Here is a 25,874-nt window from a genome sequence, read left to right on the forward strand (position 1 = left end):
CGGTACTTACGGGGCGTTCCACCACTATAAAAAAATTCTAAGAGCGCCGCGCTTAGGCTCGCGGGGAAATCATGCCCCGCCGAATCTGGCGACGTTCCCTATCCTGTACGAGTGCGTGGCGACGGTGACGGCTGGGTGTTCTCCGACAACGGCGCCCGGTACTGGGGGCGCCACGGTGCGGCCGGCCTGCTGCTGCGAGCGCCGCGGCCGGGCGGATCGGCCGTCGTTTTGCTGCAGCACCGGGCCCCGTGGAGTCATCAGGGCGGAACCTGGGCCTTGCCCGGTGGTGCCCGCGACAGTCACGAGACCGCCGAGCAGGCCGCCGTGCGGGAAGCTCACGAGGAAGCCGGCGTGACGGCCGAACAGCTCACCGTGCGGACCACGGTGGTGACGGCCGAGGTGGCCGGCATCGGCGGCACGCACTGGTCGTACACGACCGTGATCGCCGACGTGCCCGAACCGCTGGAGACCATCCCCAACCGGGAGAGCTCGGAGCTGCGCTGGGTGGCCGAGGACGAAGTCGCCGAATTGCCGCTGCATCCGGGGTTCGCCGCCAGCTGGCAGCAGCTGCGGACGGTGACGGCGGCGCTGCCGCTCGAACTCAACCCGCCGCGCTGATCGTTCCCTTGAGTTCGGCTGCCGCCGCTTGAGGGTCCTCGGCCGCGGTGATCGCGCGGACCACGACGATGCGCCGGGCTCCTGCGGCCAGCACCTCGGGCAGCCGCTGCTGATCGATCCCGCCGATCGCGAACCAGGGTTTGGCCGGATTCCGCGCGGCCGTCGAGCGCACCAGGTCCAGGCCCGGCGCGGACCGGCCGGGTTTGGTCGGCGTGGGCCAACAGGGTCCGACACAGAAATAGTCCACGGGTTCTGCGATCGCCGCCGCCATCTGCTCGGCGTCGTGCGTGGAGCGGCCGATCACCGGACGCTCGCCGATGATGCCGCGGGCGACGGGCAGCGGCAGATCGTCCTGACCGAGGTGCAGTACGTCGGCCCCGGCGGCCAGCGCGATGTCGGCGCGGTCGTTGACCGCCAGCAACGCACCGTGCCGGCGCGCCGCGTCGGCCAGGATCTCGAGCGCCTCGAGCTCCTGACGTGCCTCCAGCGGGCCGAACTGCTTCTCCCCGGCCGAGCCCTTGTCCCGCAGCTGGATCAGATCCACCCCGCCGGCCAGCGCGGCATCGGCGAACTCGGCCAGGTCACCCCGCTCCCGGCGGGCGTCGGTGCACAGGTACAGGGTGGCGCGCTGTAGACGGTCGACGGGTGATTCCACACCGCGACGGTAGCCGGTGCCGCCCGAGTACCCTGGACTGGCAATACGGGGGCCCCGGGGACGAGGGGCTGAGAGTGGGCATTCGGACCGGCCCTGACCGTCACACCTGATCCGGGTAATGCCGGCGAAGGGAGCGGGTATGGCGCGAACACTTGCCGTCATCGGCGGCGGTGTGATCGGGCTGTCTGTCGCACGGCGCGCTGCGCTGGACGGCTGGACCGTGCGGCTGCACTGCACGCGCGAGCACGGTGCCTCGTGGGTGGCCGGCGGCATGCTGGCCCCGCACAGCGAAGGCTGGCCCGGTGAGGAGCAGATGCTTCAGATCGGCCTGGAATCGCTGAAGCTGTGGCACTCGGGTTTCCTCGACGGGCTGTCACCCGAGGTGGTCACCGCGCGTGAGTCGCTCGTCGTCGCCGTCGACCGGGCCGACGTGGCCGACCTGCGTACGGTCGCCGAATGGCTTTCGGCCCAAGGGCAGCCGGTCGAGCTGACCTCCGCCGCCCGTGACGTGGAACCTTTGCTGGCCCAAGGCATTCGGCATGGGTTCCGGGCCACCACCGAACTCGCGGTGGACAACCGCGCGGTGGTCGACGGGCTGGCCGCGCACTGCGAGCGACTCGCTGTGCGGTGGGCCGGGCCCGTCGAGGATCTGGCCGATGTCGATGCGGACGTGCGGGTGGTCGCCAACGGGATCGACGCGCCGAAACTCCTCCCTGACCTGCCGGTGCGTCCGGTGAAGGGCGAGGTGCTGCGGCTGCGGTGGCGCAAGGGCTGTATGCCGGTGCCACAGAGGGTGATCCGGGCCCGTGTGCACGGGCGCCCGGTGTACCTGGTGCCGCGCGCGGACGGCGTGGTGGTCGGTGCCACCCAGTACGAGCACGGCCGCGACACCGCGCCGGTGGTCAGCGGGGTGCGCGATCTGCTGGAGGATGCCTGCGCGGTGATACCGGCACTGGGCGAGTACGAGCTGGCCGAAACCGCGGCCGGGCTGCGGCCCATGACGCCCGACGGCCTGCCGATCGTCGAACGTGTCGACGCGCGCACGCTGGTGGCCGTCGGACACGGCCGGAACGGATTTCTGTTGGCGCCGTGGACCGCTGAGCGGATCGCGGCTGAACTCGAGGTGAGCGTGGGAGCGAAATGATCACCATCACGGTCAACAACGAGACCTTCGAGGTGGACGAGCAGACCACCATCGAGGGGCTGCTGGAGACGCGGGGCTTCCCGGACAAGGGCATTGCCGTGGCGCTGGACTGGACGGTGCTGCCCCGTTCGGAATGGGATCGGACGCTGTCCGACGGGGCGCGGGTCGAGGTCGTGACGGCGGTGCAGGGTGGCTGATGCAGCGCTCACGATCGGCGGCCGGGAGTTCGGCTCCCGGTTGATCATGGGGACCGGCGGCGCACCGAATCTCGCTGTGCTGGAAGAGGCTTTGGTGGCCTCGGGCACGGAGTTGACGACCGTGGCGATGCGGCGGGTGGACGCCGAGACCGGCACCGGGGTGCTCGACCTGCTCAACCGGCTCGGCATCGCCGCACTGCCCAACACCGCCGGCTGTCGCGGCGCGGCCGAGGCCGTGCTGACCGCACAGCTGGCCCGCGAGGCGCTGGGCACCGACATGGTCAAACTCGAAGTCATCGCCGATGAGCGCACCCTGTTGCCCGATGCCATCGAATTGGTCAAGGCCGCTGAGCTTTTGGTCGACGACGGATTCATCGTGCTGCCCTACACCAACGACGACCCGGTGCTGGCCCGCCGGCTGGAGGACACCGGCTGTGCCGCGGTGATGCCGCTGGGATCGCCGATCGGCACCGGTCTCGGTATCTCCAATCCCCACAACATCGAGATGATCGTCGAGCAGTCCGGGGTGCCCGTGGTGCTGGATGCCGGTATCGGCACGGCGTCGGATGCCGCGCTCGCGATGGAACTGGGGTGTGACGCCGTGCTGTTGGCCACCGCCGTGACCCGGGCATCCGATCCGCCGACCATGGCCGCCGCGATGTCGGCCGCGGTCACCGCCGGATATCTGGCGCGTCAGGCCGGCCGTATCCCCAAGCGGTTCTGGGCCCAGGCGTCGAGCCCGGCCCTGTAGTTCGACATGCGCGGTAAACGCTATGTGGCCCTGGGCAGTTCGATGGCGGCCGGGCCCGGGATCAAGCCGTCGGCTCCGGGCGCGCCGTGGCGGTCGGGCCGTTCGGCCCGCAATTACCCGCATCTGGTCGCCGCCCGGCTCGGGCTCGACCTGGTGGATGTGACGTACTCCGGTGCCACCACAGCGCACGTGCTGAGCGACAAGCAGAACGGTGTGCCGCCGCAGATCGACGCCCTCGACGGCTCCGAAGTGCTCGTCACGGTGACCATCGGCGGCAACGACGCGGGCTACGTGCCGTCGCTGATGGCGGCGGCGTTGCCGCACCTTGCCCGATCCCTTCCGATGCTCGGGCCGCGGCTGCGCGAGCTGCTCGATCCCGACGCGCGCGCGGCGGCACTGACCGACGTGGCCGGTGCTCTGGTGACGGTGGGCCATGAGATCCGGGAACGCGCTCCGCAGGCCCGGGTGCTTTTCGTGGACTATCTGACGATGTTGCCGCCGGAAGGCGTCGCGGCACCGCCGCTGTCGGAGGCCGACGCGGCGCTCGGGAGACATGTCGCGGCCACGCTGGAACGGCTCACCGGAGAGGCTGCCGGGAAAACGCGGTGCGGTTGGGTTCGCGCCGGGCGGGCGAGCGTGGCGCACCATGCCTGGTCGGCCCAGCCGTGGACCACGCGGCCCGGTTTGCCCTGGCCGGGCCGGCCCGCGCCGCTGCACCCGAACGCCGCCGGCATGCGAGCAGTCGCCGATATGGTGGTGGCGCAGACAGGCCCTGATACGTGAGGTGAGTAGCCACACAATCTCGGTACAGCTCTCGAAGGGGGTGGCACTGACACCATGGGAGCCATGATCGAACTGGCCGGGCTGACAAAGCTCTACGGGACCCACCGCGCCGTCGACGATCTGACGTTCACCGTCGAATCAGGCGTGGTGACCGGATTCCTCGGGCCCAACGGCGCGGGCAAGACCACCACGATGCGGCTGATCCTCGGTCTGGATCATCCCAACGCGGGGACCGCGACGATCGACGGCAAGCACTACCGGGAGCTGCGCGACCCGCTGCGTACGGTCGGCGCGCTGCTCGACGCGCGTCAGGCCCACCCGAACCGTTCGGCCCGCAATCACCTGCGCTGGATCGCGGCGGCCAACCGGATTCCGTCGGCCCGGGTCGACGAGGTGCTCGAGATGGTCGGGCTGACTGCGGTCGGGGACCGCAACGCGGGCACACTGTCGCTGGGCATGAGCCAGCGGCTGGGAATCGCGGCAGCGTTGCTGGGCGATCCGCCGGTGCTGCTGTTCGACGAACCGGTCAACGGCCTGGACCCCGAGGGCATCCACTGGGTCCGCACCCTGATGCGCAGCCTGGCCGCCGAGGGCCGCACGGTGTTCGTGTCCAGTCATCTGCTGGCCGAGATGGCCAACACCGCCGATCGGTTGGTGGTGATCGGACAGGGCAAGCTCATCGCGTCGACCACCGTGAGCGAGTTCGTCAGCGGTACCTCGACCGACGCCGTGCGGGTGCGCAGCCCGCAGCTGGAGACGCTGCGGGAGGTGCTCACCGACGCCGGATTCGAGGTGGAGGCCGCTGCCGACGGTGACGCGCTGGGAGTGCACGGCGCGGCCATCGAGGTGATCGGCGACCTCGCCGGACGCAACGCCATCACCTTGCACGAGTTGAGTCAGCCGCAGGCCTCGCTGGAGGAGGCGTACCTGAAACTCACCGATGATGCCGTCGATTACCGGGCTGCGCAGGCATGAGCGCGCTGGCCGCGCTCGACGCCGAGCGCATCAAGCTGTCCACCACCCGTTCCCCGCTGTGGTCGACGGTCGGGGTGGCGGTGCTCAGCCTCGGCCTGGCAGTCGTGCAGGGCATGACCGCGCACCACTACACCGCGCTGTCCCCGTCCAGGGCCGCGCTGGGTGTCGCGGTGTTCGGCGTTCCGGTGCTGATGGTGTTGTCCTCGATGACGATGACCGGCGAATACCGCAGCGGGCTGATCCGCACCACGTTGCTGGCCACCCCGAACCGGACGCAGGTGCTGACCGCGAAAGCGGTGGTATGCGCGGCCTTCTCCTCGGTGTGTGCGGTGGTCATGGTGCTGGCCACGGTGCTGGTGGCCCGCATGGTGGCCGACCCGGTGGTCGGTGCGCAGTTGTCGATGGCCAACCCCGCGACCTGGCGGGTGGCCGGCGGGTTCGCGCTGTATGCCGCGCTGGCCGCGGTGCTGGGGGTGGCCGTGGGCGCGCTGCTGCGCTTCGCCGCCGGTGCCGTGGCAGTCCTGCTGCTGTGGCCGCTGGTGGCCGAGCCGCTGCTCGGCAACCTGCCCAACTCCGGCCAGCAGATGGGGCCGTGGTTGCCCTTCGGCAACATGTTCCGGTTCCTGCAGGTGGACTGGCTATTCCCGGCGTACTACGACATGCCGTGGGGTGAGACGGGCTCGCTGATCTATTTCCTGCTGTGGGTGGCGGTGGCGTTCATCGCCGCCGCGGTGGTGTTGACCAGGCGTGACGCCTGACCCGGATTCACTCCGGGTCAGACGCCACGTCCGCGACACCGGCGGTGCCGGTGCCGAGCGCCAGGACCACCTTCGACCCGTACGGCACCCGCTGGACCAGCTGCAGCTGAGCCAGCGCCGGGTGGGCGTCCAGCAGCTTGCCGGCATTGGCCAGCGCGCGCATGGCGGCCGTCTCGGCACGGGCGGCTTCCAGCTTCGCCGCACCGGTGGCCTTGGCCGTCACCAGCTGCATTGCCGCCGCGCGGATCTCGGCCGGGATGATCACGTCCTTGACGAACGCCTCGATCACCTCGACCCCGGCACGGGCACCGGCCGCGCGGGCCGCCGCCGCGATCGCCCCGGCATCGATGCGGTTGCCGCGCTGCATCACCTCGTCGGTGGTCAGCGTGGCGACCAGGTCGCGCAGCGCGATCTGCGCGGCCAGGTACACCGCGGCCATGGGGTCGGCCGCCGCCTCCACGTAGGCCACGGCGTCGCCGACCTTGAACTGCAGCGCGACGGTGATCCGCAGCGACACCGCATCCGAGGTCAGCACCTCCTGCGGGGCCAGCGTCAGCACCTGCTCGCGCATCTCGACACGCACCACCGAGGCCGCCACATCAATGCGGTGCCGACCCGGGGGCAGGACACGACCCAGCGTGCCGTCCCGGTATTCCAGTGCGCACTGGCCTGCGGAAACAGTGATTCGGTTGAACGTGAAGATACCCATGTCGTGTCCTCCTTCCGGTGTATGTGTCTGTGCGGCAAAGGGATACCGTCGCCGGACGCAATCACGGGCGGGGCGTCACACCCCGAATGCCGGCGGGTGTGGGCCGCAAGGCCCCCGACTGCGCGATTCCGGCGACGGTATCGGGGTTGCAAGAGAGGATTCGAACCTCAGGCCCTTTACCTGTGCCATGGCGCCGCCGGCAACGCGCAGAAACGTTGCGGTACCCCGCTCGGTCTGCTTCCCTGTCGGCGCCGTGGAACACCTTGCCATCACAGCAAATCCCCAGGCAACCGAATTATTCGCCGAGCGGTTCAACCGAGCAGCTACCGTGGGTGCAATGCGACGTACTTCGACGGGGGCGGTTCTGGGCGCGCTGGCGCTGACCGCGGGGCTGGCCGGCTGTGATGCAAAGACCGAACTGCAGACCGACGGGCAGCAGTCCCGGGAGTCGTCATCGGCCGCGGTGCAGTTCGCCGACCAGTTGCGCGGGCAGGTGTCGGCCGACGCCATGATGGGGCACCTGACCAAGCTGCAGGACATTGCCAACGCCAACAAGGGCAACCGGGCGCTGGGCACCTCGGGGTACGACGCGAGTGTGGACTATGTGGCCAACGCGCTGCGCGACAAAGGGTTTGATGTGCAGACCCCCGAGTTCGAGGTGAAACTCCCGTTCGCGGAGGACCCGCAGGTCACCGTCGGCGGCCAGACCGTGAGCGCCAAGCCACTGGAGTTCACCATCGGTACCGACCAAGTCGGGGTGTCCGCGCCATTGGTGCCGGCGAAGGTCGAGGACACCCCGGGATGCCAGGCCGCCGACTACGACGGACTCCCGGTTGCCGGTGCGGTCGTGTTGGTCGACCGTGGTTCGTGTCCCTTCGCCGACAAGCAGGCCGCGGCCGCCGAGCGGGGTGCCGTCGCGATGATCGTCGTCAACACCGACAACGACGAGAAGATGGGCGGCACCCTCGGCCGCAACACCGACGTCAAGATCCCGGTGGTCAGTGTGACCAAGGACGAGGGCACCCGGCTGCGCAACGCGCCCGGGCCCACCACACTCAAACTGGTCGCGGGGGTACGCATCGAGCGCACCCGCAACGTCATCGCCCAGACCAAGACCGGCTCGACCTCTGACGTGGTCATGGTCGGTGCCCACCTCGACAGCGTCCCGGAAGGTCCCGGCATCAACGACAATGGCTCCGGGGTGGCCGCGGTACTGGAAACCGCGCTGCAACTGGGTGATTCACCGGAGGTGGCCAACGCGGTGCGGTTCGGGTTCTGGGGAGCCGAGGAAGAAGGTTTGCGCGGCTCGACCAACTACGTCGAATCCCTGGACACCGAAGAGCTCAAAGACATCGCCATGTATCTGAACTTCGACATGCTCGGGTCGCCGAACCCCGGCTACTTCACCTATGACGGCGACCAGTCCGCCCCGCTGGACGAGCAGGGCCGTCCCCGGGTCCCCGAGGGTTCGGCGGGAATCGAACGCACCCTGGCCAGGTATCTGGAGGATGCCGGAAAGACCCCGCGCGACACCGGTTTTGACGGCCGGTCCGACTACGACGGGTTCACCTTGGCGGGCATTCCGGCCGGTGGACTGTTCTCCGGCGCCGAGGACAAGATGGACGCCGAAGAGGCCAAATTGTGGGCCGGTCAGGTGGATCAACCGTTCGACCCGAACTATCACAAGATCACCGATACCCTTGACCACGTGAACCGGGATGCATTGCGGATACATGGTGAGGGAGTCGCGTTCGCTGTCGGGCTGTACGCCCAAGATCAGCGTGGCCGCAACGGTTTACCGGTTCGTTCGGACCGCACGCGGCACCAGATCTCCGCGCAGTGACGGCGCGTCGACTCGCTGTCGTATTGCTCGGTGCCGCCCTGGCGGGCTGCTCGGCGCAGCCGTCGCCCCAGGCTGTCGAGCCGCAGGAGTTGGCGGGCAGGATCACCGTCGACGCCATGTTCACCCACCTACGCAAGCTTCAGGAGATCGCCGACAGCCACGACGGGAACCGGGCGACCGGCACCTCGGGATATGACGCCAGCGTCGACTATGTGGCAGACCTGCTGCGGAGCAAGGGGTTCGACGTACAGACACCGGAGTTCGAGCGCATGGGCACGATGCGCGGCGGTAACCCGGCACTGGTCGTGTCCGGGACCAAGTACCAGGTGGACCAGGCGTCGATGCTGGTGACGACGGCGCCCGGCGGGCTGAACGCCCCGACGCTGCGCCCGGGCAGGCCGTCCGGATGTGCGGCCACCGACTACGGGTCGGTCGACATCTCCGGGGCCATCGCGGTCGTCGACGACACCGGCTGTTCGGTTGTGGCGAAACAGAACACCGCGCTGGCCAAGGGTGCGGTGGGATTGCTGGTGGTCAACGGCGGGCATCAGCCTGCTCCCGGCGGGTTGTTCTCCACGGGCTATTACCGTCAACTCACCGTTCCGGTCGGCGTCATCGACGAGAACGCGGATGCCGCGCTGCGACGCACCAGCGCGCCGGTCCGGCTGACCCTCGACGGCAAAGCCGAGATGGTCAAGTCCCGCAACGTGACCGCGCAGACCAAGACCGGATCGGCGTCCGACGTGGTGCTCGTGGGCGCCCACCTGGACAGCATCGGCAAGGGTGCGGGGATCAACGACAACGGTTCCGGGGTGGCGGCGGTGCTGGAAACCGCGCTGCAGCTGGGCAGCTCGCCGCAGGTGGCCAACGCGGTGCGGTTCGCGTTCTGGGGTGCCGAGGAACTGGGCCTGGACGGGTCCTCGCACTATGCGCGCAACCTACCGCTGGATCAGCTCGACGATCTCGCGCTGTATCTGAACTTCGACATGGTCGGCTCGCCCAACGCCGGGTTCTTCACCTATGACGGCGACCAGTCCGGCCAGGCAGGAGATCCCAAGCCGATACCCGAGGGATCGGCCGGTATCGAAAGAACCATGGCCGGTTACCTGAACCTGGCCGGGGCGCGGCCGGCGGACATGCCGATCAGCGGTAACACCGACTATCACCCGTTCTTGCGGGCCGGGGTGCCGATCGGCGGCGCGACCACCGGATCGTCGCAACGCAAGACCGAGGTACAGGCCAGGCTGTGGGGCGGACGGGCGGGAGTGGCGTTCGATCCGAACTACCACACCTCGCGCGACACTATCGACAACGTCGATGCGCGCGCGCTCGGGATCATGGGATCGGCGATCGCTTTCACCGTCGGCACCTATGGTCGCTCGATCGAGGGGCCCAACGGTGTGCCGGCGCGGGACAAGCGGCATCGCGGCTGAACTCGGATCGATCAGATTCACAGGCGGATCGTTGAACCGTCGGAGGTAGGCCCCCGTTGTACGGGTATGGGAATTAACGTCGCCAGAATGCCCAGTCACAGCACGATTGCCGGCGTCCATGCCGTCCTGCCGCCACATCGGTATACCCAGGATGAGGTCACCAGGACGCTGCTGGAGTTGCCCGGATATGCCGAGGCCGAGGACGTGGTACGGGCCCTGCACAAGAGTGCGAAAGTGAACAGTCGATATCTCGTGCTGCCGCTCGAGCAGTACGCCGGGCTCGACGATTTCGGCGAGAGCAACCGCCTGTTCATCGAGCACGCAACCGAACTGGGCTGCGCTGCATTGTCCGGCGCGCTGGACGAGGCCGGTCTGCGCCCCGAGGACGTCGACCTGATCGTCACCACCACCGTCACCGGCGCAGCGGTTCCGTCCCTGGACGCCCGCATCGCCGGGCGCCTCGGCCTGCGTCCCGACGTGCGGCGCATCCCGATCTTCGGGCTCGGTTGTGTGGCCGGCGCGGCAGGCATCGCGCGGCTCAACGACTATCTGCGGGGCGCGCCCGACAAGGTGGCGGTCCTGGTGTCGGTCGAATTGTGTTCGCTGACGCGCAAACACAATCCCACGATGCCGACGCTGGTGGCCGGCGCGTTGTTCGGTGACGGAGCGGCCGCGGTTGTCGCGGTCGGCGAACATCGCGCCCGGGAGCTGAATCCGAGCGGACCCGATGTGCTGGACTCACGCAGCCATCTCTACCCGGACTCGTTGCACGCCATGGGTTGGGATATCGGCGCCGACGGCTTCCAGATCGTGCTCAGTGCCGAAGTTCCGAGCTTCGTGGGGCGCTACCTGGGTGACGATGTCACAGGGTTCCTCGGGGCACACGGTCTCACCGCCGACGATGTATCCGCGTGGGTGAGCCATCCCGGCGGGCCGAAGGTGATCGAGGCGATCATCGAAACCCTCGGATTACCTGAGGATGCACTGGATCTCACCTGGCAGTCGCTCGCCGAGGTCGGCAACCTGTCGTCCTCATCGGTGCTGCACGTGCTGCGTGACACGATCTGCAAACGACCGGAATCGGGCACACCCGGGGTGATGATGGCCATGGGGCCGGGGTTCTGCTCCGAGCTCGTCCTGCTGCGTTGGCGCTGATGACGGGCAAGAGATTCTCCGCGCTGATCGCACTCGTCGCCGCCGAGCGGGTACTCGAGCTGGTGGTGTCCAAACGTAACCTGAAGTGGAGTACCGCCCAGGGCGGCAAGGAATTCGGGGCCGGCCACTATCCCGTGATGGTGGCGTTGCACAGCGCGCTTTTGGTGGGTTCGGTGGTGGAGGCCCGCCGGCGCAGGCCCCACCCGGTACTCGGCCCCGTCATGGTCGCCGTCGTGCTCGCCGCCCAGGGGCTGCGCTGGTGGTGTATCACCACGCTGGGCAGGCAGTGGAACACCAGGGTCGTGGTGGTGCCCGGTGCCGCGCGCGTCGTCGACGGTCCGTACCGGTTGCTGCCGCACCCGAACTACGTTGCCGTGGTCACCGAGGGAGCCGCGTTACCGCTGGCCGGCGGCGCATGGCTCACCGCGGTGGTGTTCACTGTGGCCAACGCCGCGTTGTTGCGTACCCGCATCCGAGTGGAAAACGAAGCGCTGCAAGGCTTGACGTGATCGATCTGCTCGTCGCAGGCGGCGGCCCGGCCGGGCTGGCCACCGCGGTGCACGCCGCGCGCGCCGGGCTGGAGACCGTGGTGGTGGAACGTCGTCGCGGCCCGATCGACAAGGCCTGCGGTGAGGGGCTGATGCCGCACTCGATCCGGCAACTGCAGCGGTTGGGGGTGGAGCCGGAAGGCCGGAGCTTTGAGGGCATTCGTTACCTCGACGATCACCGCGTCGCAGAGGCCAGGTTCCGCGGCGGGGCCGGCCGCGGAGTGCGTCGGACGGTTCTGCATGCCGCGCTGTCGGACGCCGCAGCAGAAGCCGGGGTCCGGGTGATACATGCCGAGGTGGGCCCGGTGACCCAGGACTCGACATCGGTGAGCGCGGCCGGTTTCCGGGCCCGCTACCTGGCGGCCGCCGATGGCCTGCATTCCCCGATCCGCCGCTCGCTCGGCCTGAGCGGTGGTGAGGGAAGGAGACGCCGCTGGGGAATTCGCCGTCATGTCCAGATCGCCCCGTGGTCGGATTGCGTCGAGGTGTACTGGGGGCCTGACGCCGAGGCGTACGTGACGCCGGTCGGTGAGAACTGTGTCGGGGTGGCGATCCTGACGTCGGTGCGCGGCGGCTTCGACGACCGCCTGGCGGCATTCCCGTTGCTGGCCGAGCGGATTCGCGGTCTTGAGCACGGTCAGGACCGGGCTGCGGGGCCGTTGCGGCAGAAGGTCCGCGACCGGAGTGCGGGCCGGGTGCTGTTGGTCGGTGACGCGGCGGGCTACGTGGATGCGCTGACCGGCGAGGGGATGGGGCTGGCGTTCGGCGCGGCCGAACTTCTCGTGGGATGCGTGCGGGCCGACCGACCCGGCGATTATGACCGGCAATGGCGTGCGATGACCCGCCGCTATCGGTGGCTCACCGCAGCCCTGTTGCACGGCAGCGGTTTTGGCCCTGTTCGGGCTTGCATCACCCCGGCCTCGGCGGCGCTGCCCTCGGTGTTCACCCGCGTGGTCAATGCCCTGGGTGAGTAGGGGCTCGTCCGGTGCGAGAGCCGAGGTGCTCGAGCAGTCGCATGCTGTGAAAGATCAGCAGCGCGGCGATGGACCCCAGCGCGATCCCGGTGAACGTCAGGGAACCGAGATGCCAGGTGAAGTCGGCGATCCCGATGATCAACGGTATGGCCGCGGTCATCTGGTTGACCGGTTTGGAGAAATCCACATGATTGGTCAGCCAGATGCGTACGCCCAGGATGCCGACCAGGCCGTAGAGCACGATGGTGGCCCCGCCCAGCACGCCCGGCGGAATGGCCGAGATGGCGGCTCCGACCTTGGGACACAACGACAATGCGATCGCCACCGTGGCGGCGACCCAGTACGCCGCGGTCGAGTAGACCCGGGTGGCTGCCATCACCCCGATGTTCTCGGCGTAGGTGGTGGTGGCCGAACCGCCACCGGCACCGGCCAGCACGGTGGCCACGCCGTCGGCGGCCAGGGCGCGCCCGATCATCGGGTCGAGGTCGGTGCCCGTCATCTGTCCCACCGACTTGACGTGGCCGATGTTCTCCGCGACAAGGGCGATCACCGCGGGAAGGAACAGCGGTAGCACCGCCAGGTTGAACGACGGGGTGTGGAACTCGGGCAGCCCCAGCCACGGTGCGGCGGCGATCGCCGCGGTGTCGACGTCACCGAGGACCAGCGCCAGCAGATATCCGATCACCACGGCGCCGAAGATCGCCAGCCTGCCGATCAAACCTTTGAAGAAGGCCAGCGTGCAGATCAGCAACACCAGCGTGACCAAGCCGACCAGAGGCCCCTTCTCGAAGTTGGACTTGGCGGCCGGGGCGAGGTTGAAGCCGATCAGCGCGACGATGGCACCCGTCACCACCGGCGGCAGGGCCAGGTCGATCCACCGGGTGCCGACCAGGTGCACCACGCCACCGATGAGGATCAGCAGCAGCCCGACGGCGATCAGACCCCCGAGGGCACTTCCGGTTCCGGCCGACGCCACCGCGGCAGTCACCGGGGCGATCACCGAGAAGCTCGACCCAAGGTAGCTCGGCAGCCGGTTGCCGGTGATGAGCAAGAACAGGATGGTTCCGACGCCGGAGAACAGCAGCGTGGTCGCCGGCGGGAAGCCCGTGAGCACCGGCACCAGGAACGTGGCGCCGAACATGGCCACCACATGCTGGGCCCCGATGCCGATCGTGCTGGCCCAGTCGAGCCGTTCCCCGGGGTTGACGACGAAGTCGTCATCGGTGCGGGTCTCGACGTACTTCCAACTCAGCAGGGTCACGAGTGTTGACTGAACACCATGAGCGTTGGTCGCGCACGCCAAACGTGGGCCCCCGGGTTGGCGCAGTTCACCGGCTACCAGCGGTCCTGGCTGCGCGGCGACGTCCTCGCGGGGGTGACTGTCGCGGCGTACCTGGTGCCTCAGGTGATGGCCTATGCGACCGTGGCCGGCCTGCCACCCGTCGCGGGGTTGTGGGCCGCGCTGGTCCCAATGGCGGTCTATGCGGTGCTGGGCTCGTCGCGGCAACTATCGGTCGGGCCGGAATCCACCACGGCCCTGATGACGGCCACGGCGCTGGCTCCGCTGGTCATCGGCGATCCGGCGCGCTATGCGGCGATGTCGGCTGTGCTGGCCCTGCTGGTGGGGGCGATCTGCCTGGTGGCCGGGTTGTGCAGGCTGGGATTCCTGGCCGACCTGCTGTCGCGCCCCGTTCTGGTCGGCTACATGACCGGGGTGGCCGTCATCATGATCAGCGGCCAGCTCGGCAAAATCACCGGCGTCGAGGTCGATGGGGATGAGTTCCTCGATCAGGTCCGCTCCTTCGTCACGGTCCTCGAATCGGTGCACACACCGACGGTGATCCTGTCGGCCACGGTTCTGGCGGCGCTGCTGCTGCTGTACCGGATCTCGCCGCGGTTCCCGGGCCCGCTGGTCGCGGTGCTGGCAGCCACGGCGGTCGTGTGGCTGTTCTCCTTGGACGACAACGGAATCCGAGTGGTCGGTGGCATTCCGTCCGGATTGCCGAAACCCGCTTTTCCGCCGGTACCGATGACCGAGCTGGTAGGTCTGCTGATCCCGGCGGTCGGTATCGCGGTCGTCGCATTCTCAGACAACGCCCTCACGGCCCGCACCTTCGCGGCGCGCAAGGGCGAGACCATCGACGCCAACGCCGAACTGCGGGCATTGGGGGTGTGCAACCTGACAACTGGTGTGACACAGGGCTTTCCGGTCAGCTCCAGCGGTAGCCGTACGGCGCTGGGGGACACGGTGGGCAGCCGCTCGCAGCTGTACTCGTTGGTGATGCTGGCGACGGTCTTGCTGGTCATGCTGGCCGGGCGTGATCTGCTGGAGAACTTCCCGATGGCCGCGTTGGGTGCACTCGTGGTCTACGCCGCGCTGCGGTTGATCGACGTCGCGGAGTTCCGGCGGTTGGCACGATTCCGGCGCAGCGAGCTGATCCTGGCGGTCGCCACCACCGTCGCGGTGCTGGGCCTCGGCGTGCTCTACGGCGTGCTGGTGGCGATTGCCCTGTCGCTCATGGATGCACTGCGGCGGATCGCCCGCCCGCACGACAGTGTGCTCGGCTATGTCCCCGGCGTGGCGGGGATGCATGACGTCGACGACTATCCGGAGGCCGCTGTGGTTCCGGGGCTGGTCGTCTACCGTTACGACGCCCCGTTGTTCTTCGCCAACGCCGAGGATTTCCGCCAGCGCGCGTTGGCCGCTGTCGCGGACGCGCCGGAGAAGGTCGAATGGTTCGTCTACAACGCCGAGGCCAACGTCGATCCGGACCTGACGGCTGTCGATGCGTTGGAGCAGTTGCGCGGTGAACTTGCCGCGCAGGGCATCGTGTTCGCGATGGCCCGGGTCAAGTCCGATCTGCGGGACGACCTGGTGGCGGGGGGCTTTCTCGATCGGGTCGGCACCGACCGGATCTTTCCCACCCTGCCGACCGCCGTCGAGGCGTTCCGCAACCGTTGAGCTCCGGGCCCGTCAGCGCCGGCGCACGGCGTAGATCACCGCACCGAGCGCGACCACAGCCAGCCCGGTCAGCACCGAAGTCAGAGGCAGCGAGAAGGCCAGCACCAGGCAGCCGACCAGGCCTAGCACCGGAATGACCCTCCGGCCCAGAGTCCAGGCGGCGGCATTTGCGATCGCGTAGTAGAGCAGCACCGCGAACGACGAAAACCCTATTGCCCCACGAAGATCCACGACGGCGGCCAGGATGGCCACGACAATGCCGACCAGCACTTCGGCCCGATGCGGCACGGCGAACCGCGGGTGTACGGCGGCCAGTGCGTGCGGCAGGTGATGGTCGCGGGCCATCGCCAGCGTCGTGCGCGACACCCCGAGGATCAGGGCCAGTAGCGAGCCCAGCGCCGCCACCGCAGCTCCGGCCCGCACCACTTGTTGCCACTGCGGGGCGCCTGCGGCGTCCACGGCATCGGCCAGCGGCGCGGGCGCGGATGCCAGGCCCGAACTGCCCAGGACCGACAGCGCCGCGACGGCCACCACCGCGTAGATGACCAGCGCGATACCGAGTGCGATCGGAATCGCGCGCGGGATGGTGCGAGCCGGGTCCCGGACTTCTTCACCCAGCGTGGCGATCCGGGCGTAACCGGCGAACGCGAAGAACAACAGGCCCGCGGCCTGCAGCACGCCGCGGGCACCGACGTCGTCACCAATCTCCAGTCGGGAGAGGTCAGTGCTGCCGGAACCGGCGATGATCACCACGACCGCGGCCAGGACCGCCAGCACACACGCGACGATGATCCGGGTCAGCAAGGCCGACTTCTGGATACCGGCATAGTTCACCGCGGTCAGCGCCACCACCGCGGCGACCGCCACGGCGTGTGCCCACTGCGGCCAGGCATAGAGACCGACCGTTAATGCCATCGCCGCGCACGACGCGGTCTTGCCGACGATGAAACTCCAGCCGGCCGTGTAACCCCAGAACTCGCCGAGGCGTTCGCGGCCGTAGATGTACGTGCCGCCAGACTGCGGGTAGCGCGCGGCCAACCGGGCCGAGGATGTCGCATTGCAATAGGCGACGACGGCGGCGACAGCAAGGCCGATGAGCAGACCGCTCCCGGCGGCGGCCGCGGCCGGCGCCAGCGCGGCGAAGATGCCCGCCCCTACCATTGAGCCGAGGCCGATCACGACGGCATCGGTCGTCCCGAGACGACGTCGCAGACGCTCGGGTGTGGTCACTCCAGCGATATTAGGTTGCAGATACGCGCTTGGCTCAGGGCGCGAAGCGTGGCTCTACCCCGGCGGCGGTGAACGCGGCGGTGACATGGCTCAGATAATCGGTCTCGGTGTTGAGCGCCTGCCAGGCCGCCCACGCACCCAGGTCGGTCACTTGAAGCCACCGGGTGATGCGTCCACGCTCATCGAACACCCATCGGTCTGCGGTCCAGATCGGCGCCAGTACGGTGCCGTCACAACTCGTACCCGAGTACTGAACGAACGCCATGACCTCGTCACCGGATCCGCTGACATGGAGCTCAGTCACCCGAAAGTCGGGGATTCCCACCCAGAAGTACTGTGCCTCGATGTTCATGAACGTCGGTTCCGCTGCAAAGTCGCGCGACCCCGTGATCTCAGTGAAGTGCGGGCCGTTCTCGATGACAGCGCCTGGTGCCCAGACCAACATGCCCTTCTCCGGAGTCGGAATCCAGTGGGATTGCCACGCATCGCGATACCGGTCGTACAAGCTCTGGACGGCGGCGATGTTTCGCGCGGTGCCGGACGGTGTTGTCATGCGTTCTCCCCTTCGAAAGGTCGCGTTTGCGTCTTTACGGTGTCCACGCGGTCCTGCCATCGGTTCAGCCAGTCCGGGTGCGGGAAGATGTGGGTTCTACCCGCAGCCATCGCCTTGACCACGAGATCGGCGACTGCTGTGGGGGAGATGCCCGCTGCGATGGAGGCGTTCACGGTGTCACGTAGCTCTTGCAGGCGTGAGTCGGCCACCGCCCGCGGTATGTGCCCGGGCGGTGCGCCTCTCTCGTCGTCGTGTATCGCGGTGGATGTGTAGGCGGGGCACAGGACGGCCACCCGCACGTTGGGGTGCTCGACGGCGAACTCTGCGGCCAGCGACTCTGACAGCGCCACCGCCCCGGCCTTGGACACCGCGTACGGTTGGAGATACGGGCCGGTGAGGAAGCCCGACATGGATGCAGTGTTGATGATGTAGGCCTCGTCTTGCGCGGACAGAATCGGCAGGAATATGTGGCACCCATAAATGACCCCGAACAAGTTGACCCCGAGGGTCCAGTCCCAAGTGCTCAGGCTGGTGGTGTCGAAGCGCTGGAAGCCGCCGACACCGGCGTTGTTGCAGAGCAGGTGAACAGCGCCGAAGCAGTCGACGGCAGCGTCGGCCAGTGCCTGCACCGAATTTCGGTCGGCCACATCGGTTTCCACGGCCAGTACCTCGCCGCGTGAGCCGAGCTCCCGTTCGGCGCGCCGGAGATCGACGACGTTCTGGTCGGCCAGCACCACCCGCATGCCATCTTCGAGAAATCGTGTGGCCAGGCCGAGACCAATGCCGTTCGCGGCGCCGGTCACCACGGCGACTCGTCCGTTCAGATCTTTCATTGGGACACTGCCTCTCTACTGCGCAGATACAGGTGGATGAAAAAACACCCCCTCCGCCCGAACCGTGATGCCGTCGGAGGTGGCGAGGTGCCCGACGGCGAAGGTCTTCACGCCCTCCACCCGATCGATGTATGCCTGGGCCCGCAGCGGGCCCAGCCGGGTGCCGGCTTCGTAGCGAAGTTTGAGCGTTCCGGTCACGGCCGGTTGGCCAGGTTTGTGTGCGGTGGCGCCGAGAACGTGGTCGAGGAGAAGGGCACAGATGCCGCCGTGCACGTGGCCGGCGGGTCCTTCGTAGGCGGCGCCGAGTGTCACGTCGGCCCAAACTCGCCCGTCGGACTCGTGGTGGACCACCAACGGCGGAGCCAAGGCGTTGCGGAGCCCGATGACGGCGTTTCCCCACGCCAGTGACTGGCCGTCGACGGCTTGTTGCACACCGAACGAACCGGGGATCAGTGACTGGCTGAGTTCGTCTGCCGCCGCATCGATCTTCGCTTTCGCGGACAGGAGGGTGTCGAGATCGGCTTGACTTCGGATGGTCGCATCGACGAGTCGTCTGACAGATTCGGTGATGGATGCGTAAAGCGCTTCTGGGACATCGGTTTCGCTGTGTATGGACAATCCCTTACTCCGTCGTGGAATCCAGTCGTCGGTCGTCGAAGCCACCGTAATCACCGCGGTAGAACAACAACGGCTGTCCGCCGTCGGCGCTCAACGACGTGACATGGGCGACGACGATGGTGTGGTCGCCCGCGCCGTGCTCGTACTCAAGGTCGGCTTCGATGGTGGCCAACGTGTCGTGCAGGCGCGGGGCGCCATTCGCGGCCGGGCTCCAGTGGACGCCGGCGAACTTGTCCGCGCTGCTGCGTGCGAACTGGGCACATACCGCTTGCTGATGGTCGGCCAGGATGTTGATACACATCCGGCCGGTAGCTCGGATCAGCGGCCAGGTCGAGGAGGATCGCGACGGGCAGAACGACACATAGGGCGGCTCCAGCGACACCGACGTCACCGATTGGCAGGTGAAACCCAGCGGTCGCTGCCCGTCGTGACCGGTGATGACAGCGATGCCGGTGCAGAAGTGACCGAGCACCGTCCGCATGTCCTGCGGGCCTGGCCGTCGGGGTGGGCTGCCCAGTGTCGCAGTGCCATCGAGTCCCATCGCTGTGTCTCCCTCACACTCGTGTCGTCAACCAGATTCGTCGAGACGTGGACCGTGGGCAACGGTGTCTCCCGGTCAGTGGTTCGGCCGGAGAGGTGTCGTGACCTCGATTGTTACCCTTGCACCATGGAAGATTCCGAGCAGGCAGCCAAGCCGGCGCTGGCCGCGAACAGCTGGGCGCTGCTCGGGTTGCTGTCTTACGAGCAAGAACTCTCCGGCTACGACATTCGCAAGTGGCTCGGCTGGGCTATGCGTTTCTACTACGGCAGCCCCGCCTTCAGCCAGATCTATTCCGATCTGAAGAAGCTGGAAAAGATGGGATATCTGACCTCGCGGGTGGACGGCAACGGTACGCGAAACCGCCGCCTCTACAAGATCACCCAGACCGGCCTGGACGCGGTCACTCGGTGGGCTCGGGAGACACCGCCGGATCCGCCGTCGTTGAAGCATCCAGCAGTCATGCGGGTGACGATGGGCCACCTCAGCGACCCTGCCACGCTGAAGCAGATGCTCCAAGAGCATCTTGCCTATGTGGACGAGATGCAACGTGATGCGGCCAAGGAGGCCCGCTGGGCCGGGGTCGATCCCGCGTGGGCATACGCCAAGATCGCGTTGGACTGGGCGGAGCGCTACTACGCGTCCGAACGGGAACTCACACTGCAACTCATCAAAGATCTCGACGAGGCCGAGGCCAACTTCCCGAAAGTCGGTGAAGGCGCCAAGATCCCGTGGCCAGATCCGGCGTACTGGTACGAGATCGAGAAGAAAGCCGACGCCGAAGACGCCGACTAACCTCCGTCCGTTGGTATTCGGGTCGCGGCTTACCCTTCGGCCGCGTCGAGTGCGGCGATGTAGCCGTAGACCAGCCCTTGGGCGATGGTTGCCCCGGCACCGGGATAGGTATTGCCGAATGCGTTGGCGGCGGTGTTGCCGATCGCATAGAGCCCGTCGATGACGGTGCCGTCCTCGCGAAGCACGCGAGCACGATCGTCGGCTCGCAGACCGCCGCACGTACCCAGGTCGCTGAGCACCATCTTGACCGCGTAGAACGGGCCTTTGACCAGGGGCCGCAGGTTGGGGTTCGGCGTGATCGTGGGGTCGCCGTAGTAACGGTCGTAGGCACTGCGGCCCCGTTCGAAGTCGGGATCCTCACCGGCGAACGAGTTCTCGTTGAACCGCCTGACGGTGGCCGAGAAGCTGTCCTCCGGCACCCGCATCTTGGCTGCCAGCTCGGTGAAATTGTCTGCCTTGACCGCGACTCCGGCGTCATACCAGGTCTGGGGGATCGGCATGCGCGGAAACAGTTCGGCGGCAAAGACGTAGCTGTTGCGGTACTGCTGATCGAAGACGATCCACATGCTTTCGACCGGCGTTCCCGAAGCTTCCCGCTCCAGGACGCGTTGCCCGAAGCTCATGTAGTCGGCCGATTCGTTCGCAAACCGTTGACCGTCCTGGTCGACGATGAACGATCCGGGCAACGACCGCTCCGCGAGCATCACGGCCGGAGCGGCCTCCGGGAGTGGCGCCACGGCGGGGAACCACCACGATTGATCCATCAGCGCAATGTCTGCACCGATGTCCTGTCCCAGCCGAATGGCGTCGCCGGTGTTGGACTCCGCGCCCAGGCTGAGATTGCGGCCGAGAGACTCGGATTGGAACTTGTGGCGCATGTCCATGTCGTGATCGAAACCGCCGGCCGCGAGCACGACACCGCGCCGGGCGGTGACGGTGAACGTCTTGTCCCCATGCTCGACGACGGCGCCGGTGACGCGGCCTCCCTCGGTGATCAGCTCGGTCAGTGACGTATCGAGCCAGATCGGGATCCCGGCCCGGATCGCTCCCGCGAACAATCCGGCGGCCAAGGCCTGACCGCCGGCGGCGTAACGCCTACCGAGGGCGAGCCCGCCGATGCCCTGCGCAAGTCGTTTTGCGATGGTGGGCAGCCCTTTTCGTGGCACCCGGCTCATCAGATTCAGCCAGCGGTAGTCGGCACCTGTGGTCGGCATCGGAATCTTGACTTCCATGACCCCGGGCCGTAGGTCGGCCAGGTATTCGCCGAGCACGGCCGTGTCGAGCGGGCGGCATTCGCAGGTGCGCCCCGCCGCCGATCCACCGGGCGCCTCGGGGTGATAGTCGGAGTACTCCTTGGCCCAGAACAGCTTCATGGGTGTGGTTCGGCGCAACATTTCGACCGTGGCCGGCAGGTTGTCGAGGTATGCGGCGGAGCGCTCCCGTGGTGCGGAATCCCCGACGACCGACTCCAGGTACGTGTGTGCCCGGGACACGGGGTCGTTGCCACCGCAGCCCTCGATCACCGGGCTCGACGGCAGCCAGAGCGCACCACCGGATCGGGCCGTCGAACCGCCCACGTAGGACGACTTCTCGACGACGAGAACGGACAACCCCTGCTCGCGGGCGGCCAGGGCCGCGGCCAGGCCGGTACCGGATCCGACGACGAGAAGATCTACCTCGGTGGCGGCAACGGTCAGTCCGGCGGGAATGGTCTTGTGGGTGGTGGCGGTCACGAGCGGAGACGATAGGGCGACAACGGGCAAAGTTGATTCTGGTCTCCTGTTGAGCGGAACACTGACCTTCCCGCCGGTCCGTCATCGCAGTTCAATGGGGCCATGACGACGCACGCAGATACCGACGAAATCCGGTTGATCGAGGCCGGTTCGGTACCCACCAGATTCGCCCGCGGCTGGCACTGCCTGGGCCTGATCCGTGATTTCGGGGATGGGCAGCCGCACCAGATCAACGCCTTCGGGCAGAAGCTGGTGGTGTTCCGGGGCGAGGACGGCGTGATCAACGTGCTCGACGGGTATTGCCGGCACATGGGCGGCGACCTCTCGCAAGGGACGGTGAAGGGCAACGAGATCGCCTGCCCGTTCCACGATTGGCGCTGGGGCGGCGACGGCCGCTGCAAGATGGTGCCCTACAGCAAGCGCACCCCGCGATTGGCGCGGACCGCTGCCTGGCCCACACTGGAGCAGGACGGGATGCTGCTCATTTGGAACGATCCCGAGCGCAAGGCCCCGCCGGCCGACGTGACCATCCCGCGGATCGAGGGAGCGACCAGCGACGGTTGGACCGACTGGCACTGGTACACCACGGTTGTCAACACCAACTGCCGCGAGATCATCGACAACGTCGTCGACATGGCGCATTTCTTCTACATCCACGGCTCGCTTCCCACGCACTTCAAGAACATTTTCGAAGGCCATGTCGCGACCCAGTACATGAAGAGCGCGGGCCGGCCCGACATCGGCGATCCCGAGGGGTCCAAGCTGCTCGGCACCACCTCGCTGGCCTCCTATCACGGTCCCTCGTTCATGATCGACGATCTGACCTACCACTACCAGGAGTTCGACCAGCGCACGGTCTTGATCAACTGTCACTACCCGATCGACGCCAGTTCCTTCGTGCTGCAGTACGGAATCGTGGTGGAGAAGAACGCGGCCATGCCGGAGGAACTTGCCATGCAGACCGCGATCGCCCTCGGAGACTTCGTCAAGATGGGATTCGAGCAGGACGTCGAGATCTGGCGCAACAAGACCCGGATCGACAACCCGCTCCTGGTCGAGGAGGACGGGCCGGTCTACCAGCTGCGGCGCTGGTATGAGCAGTTCTATGTCGATGTGGCCGACGTCGCGCCGGACATGGTGGACCGGTTCGAATTCGAGTTGGACACCACCCGGCCGTACGAAGCCTGGATGAGGGAAGTGGAAGCCAATCTCGCTGCCCGCGCCGCCACCTCCGGGTCCGTGGGGTGAGGATGGCTGTCCGCCCGGACAATCGCCTGGACGATGCGCCGATGACGCCGGTGACCTGCACCCGCTGCGGGGCCGGCGTCGAGGTGCGCAAGAGCAGCTGGAACCAGACCAGCGTTCAGTGGACCGGCACCGCCCTGGCCCGCTGCGAAGAGCGTTGCACCGCCGCGCAATTGGCCGGCAACGGTGGGAACGGTCTGTTCCTGGCCTGCTCGGCTCTGGGCGGGTCCATTGTCGACGCAGTGCGCGCGGGAGCGTTGCACGTCGTCGACGAGACGTCGTGAAGCCCGGAAACCGTCGGCTACCCCTTCAGGAGGCCGACGGTGCGGGCGATCCGTTCTGACAGTTCGCCCGATGCGATGCGCTGCTGAGTGAATGCGGCGATGTTGGACATCCAGACGTCGGAGAGGATTTCGGCAGCGCCGATCTCCCTCGCTGCCGAATTCTCGCCCCCGACGGCACGGATGAAGATCCGGACGGTCTGCCGTCGCACCAGGTCGGCCTGGGTCGCAGCAGCGCCGTCGGCATAGAGATACGGGCGAATCATGGCTTCGGCAAACAGCGGTGAGGAGCAGAGCCTGCCGGTGAGCGCCAGGGAAACCTGCAGCAGACGCTGAAACGGATCTGTTTCGCTTGTACTGCACCGATACTCGGTTTCGAAATCCCACAGCCATTCGTAGAAACAGGCGAGCAGCAGGTCGTCCTTCGACGGGAAGTATTGGTACACCGTGCTGGGTGCCATACCTGCCGCCGTGGCGACTGAACGGATCTGGCATGCGTCGTAGCCCTTGAGCGCCAGTGACGTCGCGGCATTGACGATCCGCTCGCGCCGGGCCATTCGGCTGGCCGTGAGTTCGATTGTCCCCAAGCCTGAGTCGGTAGTCAGGGGTTGAAACATCGCCACTTCCAACTCAGATGTGCTCACGGTGACAACACTAGGTTCGGCTCAGGTGGTGGAGCGCAGTTGCTCTCGCTGACCGGGCAGTCGAAATCGGATTGCACTACCTGAGTTGCACTGCACAGGGCCCCAGTCGACTAGGCATTGCACGGCGACTGGGGCACCGCAGGCTTCCTACGTAGATGACACCGGCATGATCGGAATCTTCTTCATCGCGCTGGCTCGGGGGTCTGGCGCGGCGGCCGCGGCCGCATGGTTCTCTTCGCCTCTGGTGTAGGTCCAGACGCAGAAGGGCTCGCCGTCGGCAAACTTGAAGTCCTTGGGCGGTAGGTTGATGGCGAGCTTGCAGCCTGGGAAGAATGGGGCTGCGATGCGTTGCTCGAAGGTGCAATTCATCCATGCCCGCGCTGGAGGGTAGAGACCCTCATCGGTGTACTTCTGGAGAACCTCGCATCGACGCATGTTCAGGACGACGTGATCGGGGTTGTAGACGATGTACTCGCCGCCGTAGCCCAAGGTTCCGTCGATGCTCAATACCGCCAGCTTGAGGAAGTCGACGACGTGCACAGGCTCGATCTTGAAGACCTTCGCAAGTTTCGGGTACTGGTAGTCGATGATGAGTTGGTACATGTCGGGCAGGCCGAGCCAGACATCTTCCTCGGGGATGATCTTCGTCCACTGGTCGATGAAGTAGTTGTGGCCCTTGAGGTATTGGTCCCAGTAGGTCTTGATCAAACGGATCAACGCCGGCTTTGTCAGGTCTTCGGTCTGAACATCGAAGGGGATGGCCTGGTACTGGGCGTTCTTCCAGTCCCAGCCCGGAGGGGCGATGAACCGCCCCATCGGCATCACCTGGCGCATTCCGGCTCGGGATACCTCGGCGGCCACATCCATTGCGGCATTGATGCCGACTCTCTCCGAGTAGATCTTGACGTGGGCGTACGGCATGAAGTTCAAGACGTCTTCGAAGACCCGGGCCAGGCCGAGAAGGAAGTCGCGCGAGAAGTCTTGAATATTTCCGACCTTGCCCATGAAGTCGTGGGTGTAGTCGTCGTAGTTGAGCTCCTCGCCCTCGGCGGTGAGTTCGTCGGCTTCGCTTGTCACGGGTTACTCCTAAGGGGCTGCGACGCTATTCGTTGTCAGAATCTGCCCATATGGCAGAATCTGACAAGGGAAAGTTAACGGCGGATGCCCAGAGGTCGCCGGTCGATTCCCGGTCACCGGGAGGTGCGTCGAGCTGTGAGGCCTGGCGGGCGCTCACCGCCGATATGATCGAATGCGCTGATAAGGAGGGAGGAATCGCAGATGGACAAGGCCGGCAGGCCGGCGACGCTGAGCGAGCGTCGTGCCGAGGAGCTTCGATTTGATATCGCGCTGGCCGCACACGATCTCTTCCTCGCGGAAGGCTCGACCTCGGTCACTGTGGACCGGATCTGTACCGCGGCCGGTATTGCGCCGCGCACCTTTCATCGGCACTTTCCGGTGAAAGAAGATGTGGTGCTACCGCTGTTTCGCCGTTTCGGAACACTGAGTGTCGAGATGCTTGCGCAGGCTGAACCGCAGGGCGATGTTGTCGAGGCGCTGGTCGAGGCGTTCAGTACCGAAGTCCCCAAACGGGGAACGGTCGAGTTTGACCGCACGTTCATGGCTTTGGTGGTCAACGACCCCCAGTACCGGCTGCGCTGGTTGGACTGGGGGCAGGACCTCATCGGCCCGATAACCGAGTTCTTGGCTGCCCGGTTCGACCTGGGTGATAACCCGAACACGCGAGAATTACCGGCACAGTTGGTAATTCAGGTGTGCCGACACGCATATGTGCGCTGGGTCGCGGACGGGAACTTCGCCGGACTGCGATCGGCTCTGCGAGTCGGGATGCAGATGACTGTGGAAGCCCTGCCGGTTCTGGCGCGGCAGGGCTGACCTACA

At 66.9% G+C, this 25,874-nt stretch carries 28 protein-coding genes and 1 riboswitch; of the genes, 17 read left to right on the forward strand and 11 right to left on the reverse strand.

What is annotated here, in order from left to right; translation table 11 throughout:
- Window positions 1–111: 111 nt before the first annotated feature.
- Complete coding sequence (locus QQ25_RS04085) at window positions 112–618, forward strand: NUDIX hydrolase (protein WP_039314065.1); 507 nt, start codon at window positions 112–114, stop codon at window positions 616–618.
- Here QQ25_RS04085 and thiE read toward each other — a convergent pair.
- A complete protein-coding gene (gene thiE, locus QQ25_RS04090; RefSeq protein ID WP_039377343.1) occupies window positions 602–1,273 on the reverse strand; it encodes a thiamine phosphate synthase in 672 nt (223 codons plus the stop codon). The genes QQ25_RS04085 and thiE overlap by 17 nt on opposite strands.
- Window positions 1,274–1,308: 35 nt before the next feature.
- A riboswitch (TPP riboswitch) is annotated at window positions 1,309–1,423 on the forward strand.
- Here thiE and thiO point away from each other — a divergent pair.
- From thiO to QQ25_RS04120, 6 genes are all read left to right on the forward strand, one after another.
- On the forward strand, window positions 1,413–2,417 hold the full coding sequence (gene thiO / locus QQ25_RS04095) for a glycine oxidase ThiO (RefSeq protein WP_039314658.1): 1,005 nt from the start codon (window positions 1,413–1,415) through the stop codon (window positions 2,415–2,417). It overlaps the preceding riboswitch by 11 nt.
- Window positions 2,414–2,614 (forward strand): sulfur carrier protein ThiS, encoded by a 201-nt coding sequence (gene thiS / locus QQ25_RS04100; protein WP_029105941.1) that lies wholly within the window; start codon window positions 2,414–2,416, stop codon window positions 2,612–2,614. Before thiO ends, thiS begins: the two co-directional genes overlap by 4 nt.
- Window positions 2,607–3,365 (forward strand): thiazole synthase, encoded by a 759-nt coding sequence (thiG, locus tag QQ25_RS04105; protein ID WP_039314072.1) that lies wholly within the window; start codon window positions 2,607–2,609, stop codon window positions 3,363–3,365. Before thiS ends, thiG begins: the two co-directional genes overlap by 8 nt.
- A gap of 6 nt (window positions 3,366–3,371) precedes the next feature.
- Window positions 3,372–4,148, forward strand: a complete 777-nt coding sequence (locus QQ25_RS04110) for an SGNH/GDSL hydrolase family protein (protein WP_201774194.1) — start codon at window positions 3,372–3,374, stop codon at window positions 4,146–4,148.
- A gap of 63 nt (window positions 4,149–4,211) precedes the next feature.
- On the forward strand, window positions 4,212–5,123 hold the full coding sequence (locus QQ25_RS04115; protein WP_039377348.1) for an ABC transporter ATP-binding protein: 912 nt from the start codon (window positions 4,212–4,214) through the stop codon (window positions 5,121–5,123).
- The gene (locus tag QQ25_RS04120) at window positions 5,120–5,881 is read left to right on the forward strand and encodes an ABC transporter permease (RefSeq protein WP_039314077.1); all 762 of its coding nucleotides are present in this window, start codon (window positions 5,120–5,122) and stop codon (window positions 5,879–5,881) included. Before QQ25_RS04115 ends, QQ25_RS04120 begins: the two co-directional genes overlap by 4 nt.
- 7 nt (window positions 5,882–5,888) lie before the next feature.
- On the opposite strand, the gene QQ25_RS04125 is transcribed toward QQ25_RS04120, so the two are convergent.
- Window positions 5,889–6,590 carry a slipin family protein gene (locus QQ25_RS04125; RefSeq protein WP_039377350.1) on the reverse strand — a complete coding sequence of 234 codons (702 nt, stop codon included), beginning with the start codon at window positions 6,588–6,590 and terminating at the stop codon, window positions 5,889–5,891.
- Window positions 6,591–6,927: 337 nt separating this feature from the next.
- Between QQ25_RS04125 and QQ25_RS04130 the strand changes: the two genes are divergently transcribed.
- The 5 genes from QQ25_RS04130 to QQ25_RS04150 all read left to right on the forward strand — a co-directional run bounded on the left by QQ25_RS04130 (window position 6,928) and on the right by QQ25_RS04150 (window position 12,543).
- A complete protein-coding gene (locus QQ25_RS04130; protein ID WP_039314083.1) occupies window positions 6,928–8,433 on the forward strand; it encodes a M28 family metallopeptidase in 1,506 nt (501 codons plus the stop codon).
- The gene (locus tag QQ25_RS04135) at window positions 8,430–9,866 is read left to right on the forward strand and encodes a M28 family peptidase (protein WP_039314085.1); all 1,437 of its coding nucleotides are present in this window, start codon (window positions 8,430–8,432) and stop codon (window positions 9,864–9,866) included. Before QQ25_RS04130 ends, QQ25_RS04135 begins: the two co-directional genes overlap by 4 nt.
- 87 nt (window positions 9,867–9,953) lie before the next feature.
- On the forward strand, window positions 9,954–11,021 hold the full coding sequence (locus tag QQ25_RS04140; RefSeq protein ID WP_234711838.1) for a type III polyketide synthase: 1,068 nt from the start codon (window positions 9,954–9,956) through the stop codon (window positions 11,019–11,021).
- Complete coding sequence (locus QQ25_RS04145) at window positions 11,021–11,530, forward strand: isoprenylcysteine carboxyl methyltransferase family protein (protein ID WP_039377354.1); 510 nt, start codon at window positions 11,021–11,023, stop codon at window positions 11,528–11,530. The genes QQ25_RS04140 and QQ25_RS04145 overlap by 1 nt, the downstream gene beginning before the upstream one ends.
- A complete protein-coding gene (locus QQ25_RS04150; RefSeq protein ID WP_039377357.1) occupies window positions 11,527–12,543 on the forward strand; it encodes an NAD(P)/FAD-dependent oxidoreductase in 1,017 nt (338 codons plus the stop codon). Before QQ25_RS04145 ends, QQ25_RS04150 begins: the two co-directional genes overlap by 4 nt.
- Here the strand turns inward: QQ25_RS04150 and QQ25_RS04155 are convergent.
- Window positions 12,524–13,804 carry a uracil-xanthine permease family protein gene (locus tag QQ25_RS04155; protein ID WP_039377359.1) on the reverse strand — a complete coding sequence of 427 codons (1,281 nt, stop codon included), beginning with the start codon at window positions 13,802–13,804 and terminating at the stop codon, window positions 12,524–12,526. The two genes, QQ25_RS04150 and QQ25_RS04155, sit on opposite strands and share 20 nt — an antisense overlap.
- An 18-nt stretch (window positions 13,805–13,822) precedes the next feature.
- On the opposite strand from QQ25_RS04155, the gene QQ25_RS04160 reads away from it, so the two are divergent.
- A complete protein-coding gene (locus QQ25_RS04160; RefSeq protein ID WP_039377362.1) occupies window positions 13,823–15,505 on the forward strand; it encodes a SulP family inorganic anion transporter in 1,683 nt (560 codons plus the stop codon).
- Window positions 15,506–15,517: 12 nt separating this feature from the next.
- Here QQ25_RS04160 and QQ25_RS04165 read toward each other — a convergent pair whose 3' ends face one another.
- The 5 genes from QQ25_RS04165 to QQ25_RS04185 are packed head-to-tail and all read right to left on the reverse strand — an operon-like array spanning window position 15,518 to window position 19,280.
- Complete coding sequence (locus QQ25_RS04165) at window positions 15,518–16,735, reverse strand: APC family permease (RefSeq protein ID WP_039377363.1); 1,218 nt, start codon at window positions 16,733–16,735, stop codon at window positions 15,518–15,520.
- A 34-nt stretch (window positions 16,736–16,769) separates the two neighbouring features.
- The gene (locus tag QQ25_RS04170; RefSeq protein WP_039377365.1) at window positions 16,770–17,288 is read right to left on the reverse strand and encodes a nuclear transport factor 2 family protein; all 519 of its coding nucleotides are present in this window, start codon (window positions 17,286–17,288) and stop codon (window positions 16,770–16,772) included.
- The gene (locus QQ25_RS04175) at window positions 17,285–18,121 is read right to left on the reverse strand and encodes an SDR family NAD(P)-dependent oxidoreductase (protein WP_039377366.1); all 837 of its coding nucleotides are present in this window, start codon (window positions 18,119–18,121) and stop codon (window positions 17,285–17,287) included. The genes QQ25_RS04170 and QQ25_RS04175 overlap by 4 nt, the downstream gene beginning before the upstream one ends.
- A 15-nt stretch (window positions 18,122–18,136) precedes the next feature.
- Window positions 18,137–18,739: a PaaI family thioesterase gene (locus QQ25_RS04180; protein ID WP_039377367.1), complete on the reverse strand. Its 603-nt coding sequence runs from the start codon at window positions 18,737–18,739 to the stop codon at window positions 18,137–18,139.
- A gap of 4 nt (window positions 18,740–18,743) precedes the next feature.
- Entirely contained in the window at window positions 18,744–19,280 is a 537-nt protein-coding gene (locus QQ25_RS04185) for a flavin reductase family protein (protein WP_052235609.1), read from the reverse strand.
- 126 nt (window positions 19,281–19,406) lie between these two features.
- Between QQ25_RS04185 and QQ25_RS04190 the strand changes: the two genes are divergently transcribed.
- Window positions 19,407–20,072, forward strand: coding sequence for a PadR family transcriptional regulator (locus QQ25_RS04190; RefSeq protein WP_039377368.1), 666 nt, complete (start codon window positions 19,407–19,409; stop codon window positions 20,070–20,072).
- A gap of 29 nt (window positions 20,073–20,101) precedes the next feature.
- Here QQ25_RS04190 and QQ25_RS04195 read toward each other — a convergent pair whose 3' ends face one another.
- Window positions 20,102–21,805 carry a 3-ketosteroid-delta-1-dehydrogenase gene (locus QQ25_RS04195; RefSeq protein ID WP_039377370.1) on the reverse strand — a complete coding sequence of 568 codons (1,704 nt, stop codon included), beginning with the start codon at window positions 21,803–21,805 and terminating at the stop codon, window positions 20,102–20,104.
- Between the two features lie 102 nt (window positions 21,806–21,907).
- Between QQ25_RS04195 and QQ25_RS04200 the strand changes: the two genes are divergently transcribed.
- Together QQ25_RS04200 and QQ25_RS04205 are read left to right on the forward strand one after the other, a co-directional pair.
- Window positions 21,908–23,053 carry a 3-ketosteroid-9-alpha-monooxygenase, oxygenase component gene (locus QQ25_RS04200; protein WP_039377371.1) on the forward strand — a complete coding sequence of 382 codons (1,146 nt, stop codon included), beginning with the start codon at window positions 21,908–21,910 and terminating at the stop codon, window positions 23,051–23,053.
- Between the two features lie 2 nt (window positions 23,054–23,055).
- Window positions 23,056–23,334: a hypothetical protein gene (locus QQ25_RS04205; protein WP_039377373.1), complete on the forward strand. Its 279-nt coding sequence runs from the start codon at window positions 23,056–23,058 to the stop codon at window positions 23,332–23,334.
- Between the two features lie 17 nt (window positions 23,335–23,351).
- On the opposite strand, the gene QQ25_RS04210 is transcribed toward QQ25_RS04205, so the two are convergent.
- Both QQ25_RS04210 and QQ25_RS04215 read right to left on the reverse strand, forming a co-directional pair.
- Complete coding sequence (locus QQ25_RS04210; RefSeq protein ID WP_204354909.1) at window positions 23,352–23,888, reverse strand: TetR/AcrR family transcriptional regulator; 537 nt, start codon at window positions 23,886–23,888, stop codon at window positions 23,352–23,354.
- 234 nt (window positions 23,889–24,122) lie between these two features.
- Window positions 24,123–25,052, reverse strand: a complete 930-nt coding sequence (locus QQ25_RS04215; RefSeq protein WP_039377375.1) for a hypothetical protein — start codon at window positions 25,050–25,052, stop codon at window positions 24,123–24,125.
- A gap of 201 nt (window positions 25,053–25,253) precedes the next feature.
- Between QQ25_RS04215 and QQ25_RS04220 the strand changes: the two genes are divergently transcribed.
- On the forward strand, window positions 25,254–25,868 hold the full coding sequence (locus QQ25_RS04220) for a TetR/AcrR family transcriptional regulator (RefSeq protein WP_039377377.1): 615 nt from the start codon (window positions 25,254–25,256) through the stop codon (window positions 25,866–25,868).
- Window positions 25,869–25,874: the final 6 nt, after the last annotated feature.

It is taken from the genome of Mycolicibacterium setense, from assembly GCF_000805385.1.
Taxonomy (GTDB): Bacteria; Actinomycetota; Actinomycetes; order Mycobacteriales; family Mycobacteriaceae; genus Mycobacterium; species Mycobacterium setense.

What these genes read in the sequence shown, in the direction of transcription:
- QQ25_RS04140 (WP_234711838.1), top strand. Translation starts at nt 9,954, where the DNA reads ATGCCCAGTCACAGCACGATTGCCGGCGTCCATGCCGTCCTGCCGCCA.
- QQ25_RS04110 (WP_201774194.1), top strand. Translation starts at nt 3,372, where the DNA reads ATGCGCGGTAAACGCTATGTGGCCCTGGGCAGTTCGATGGCGGCCGGG.
- QQ25_RS04175 (WP_039377366.1), bottom strand. Translation starts at nt 18,121, where the DNA reads ATGAAAGATCTGAACGGACGAGTCGCCGTGGTGACCGGCGCCGCGAAC.
- QQ25_RS04210 (WP_204354909.1), bottom strand. Translation starts at nt 23,888, where the DNA reads ATGGCCCGGCGCGAGCGGATCGTCAATGCCGCGACGTCACTGGCGCTC.
- QQ25_RS04170 (WP_039377365.1), bottom strand. Translation starts at nt 17,288, where the DNA reads ATGACAACACCGTCCGGCACCGCGCGAAACATCGCCGCCGTCCAGAGC.
- QQ25_RS04205 (WP_039377373.1), top strand. Translation starts at nt 23,056, where the DNA reads ATGGCTGTCCGCCCGGACAATCGCCTGGACGATGCGCCGATGACGCCG.
- QQ25_RS04145 (WP_039377354.1), top strand. Translation starts at nt 11,021, where the DNA reads ATGACGGGCAAGAGATTCTCCGCGCTGATCGCACTCGTCGCCGCCGAG.
- QQ25_RS04125 (WP_039377350.1), bottom strand. Translation starts at nt 6,590, where the DNA reads ATGGGTATCTTCACGTTCAACCGAATCACTGTTTCCGCAGGCCAGTGC.
- thiS (WP_029105941.1), top strand. Translation starts at nt 2,414, where the DNA reads ATGATCACCATCACGGTCAACAACGAGACCTTCGAGGTGGACGAGCAG.
- QQ25_RS04200 (WP_039377371.1), top strand. Translation starts at nt 21,908, where the DNA reads ATGACGACGCACGCAGATACCGACGAAATCCGGTTGATCGAGGCCGGT.
- QQ25_RS04130 (WP_039314083.1), top strand. Translation starts at nt 6,928, where the DNA reads ATGCGACGTACTTCGACGGGGGCGGTTCTGGGCGCGCTGGCGCTGACC.
- thiO (WP_039314658.1), top strand. Translation starts at nt 1,413, where the DNA reads ATGGCGCGAACACTTGCCGTCATCGGCGGCGGTGTGATCGGGCTGTCT.
- QQ25_RS04220 (WP_039377377.1), top strand. Translation starts at nt 25,254, where the DNA reads ATGGACAAGGCCGGCAGGCCGGCGACGCTGAGCGAGCGTCGTGCCGAG.
- QQ25_RS04115 (WP_039377348.1), top strand. Translation starts at nt 4,212, where the DNA reads ATGATCGAACTGGCCGGGCTGACAAAGCTCTACGGGACCCACCGCGCC.
- QQ25_RS04160 (WP_039377362.1), top strand. Translation starts at nt 13,823, where the DNA reads ATGAGCGTTGGTCGCGCACGCCAAACGTGGGCCCCCGGGTTGGCGCAG.
- QQ25_RS04185 (WP_052235609.1), bottom strand. Translation starts at nt 19,280, where the DNA reads ATGGGACTCGATGGCACTGCGACACTGGGCAGCCCACCCCGACGGCCA.
- QQ25_RS04190 (WP_039377368.1), top strand. Translation starts at nt 19,407, where the DNA reads ATGGAAGATTCCGAGCAGGCAGCCAAGCCGGCGCTGGCCGCGAACAGC.
- QQ25_RS04120 (WP_039314077.1), top strand. Translation starts at nt 5,120, where the DNA reads ATGAGCGCGCTGGCCGCGCTCGACGCCGAGCGCATCAAGCTGTCCACC.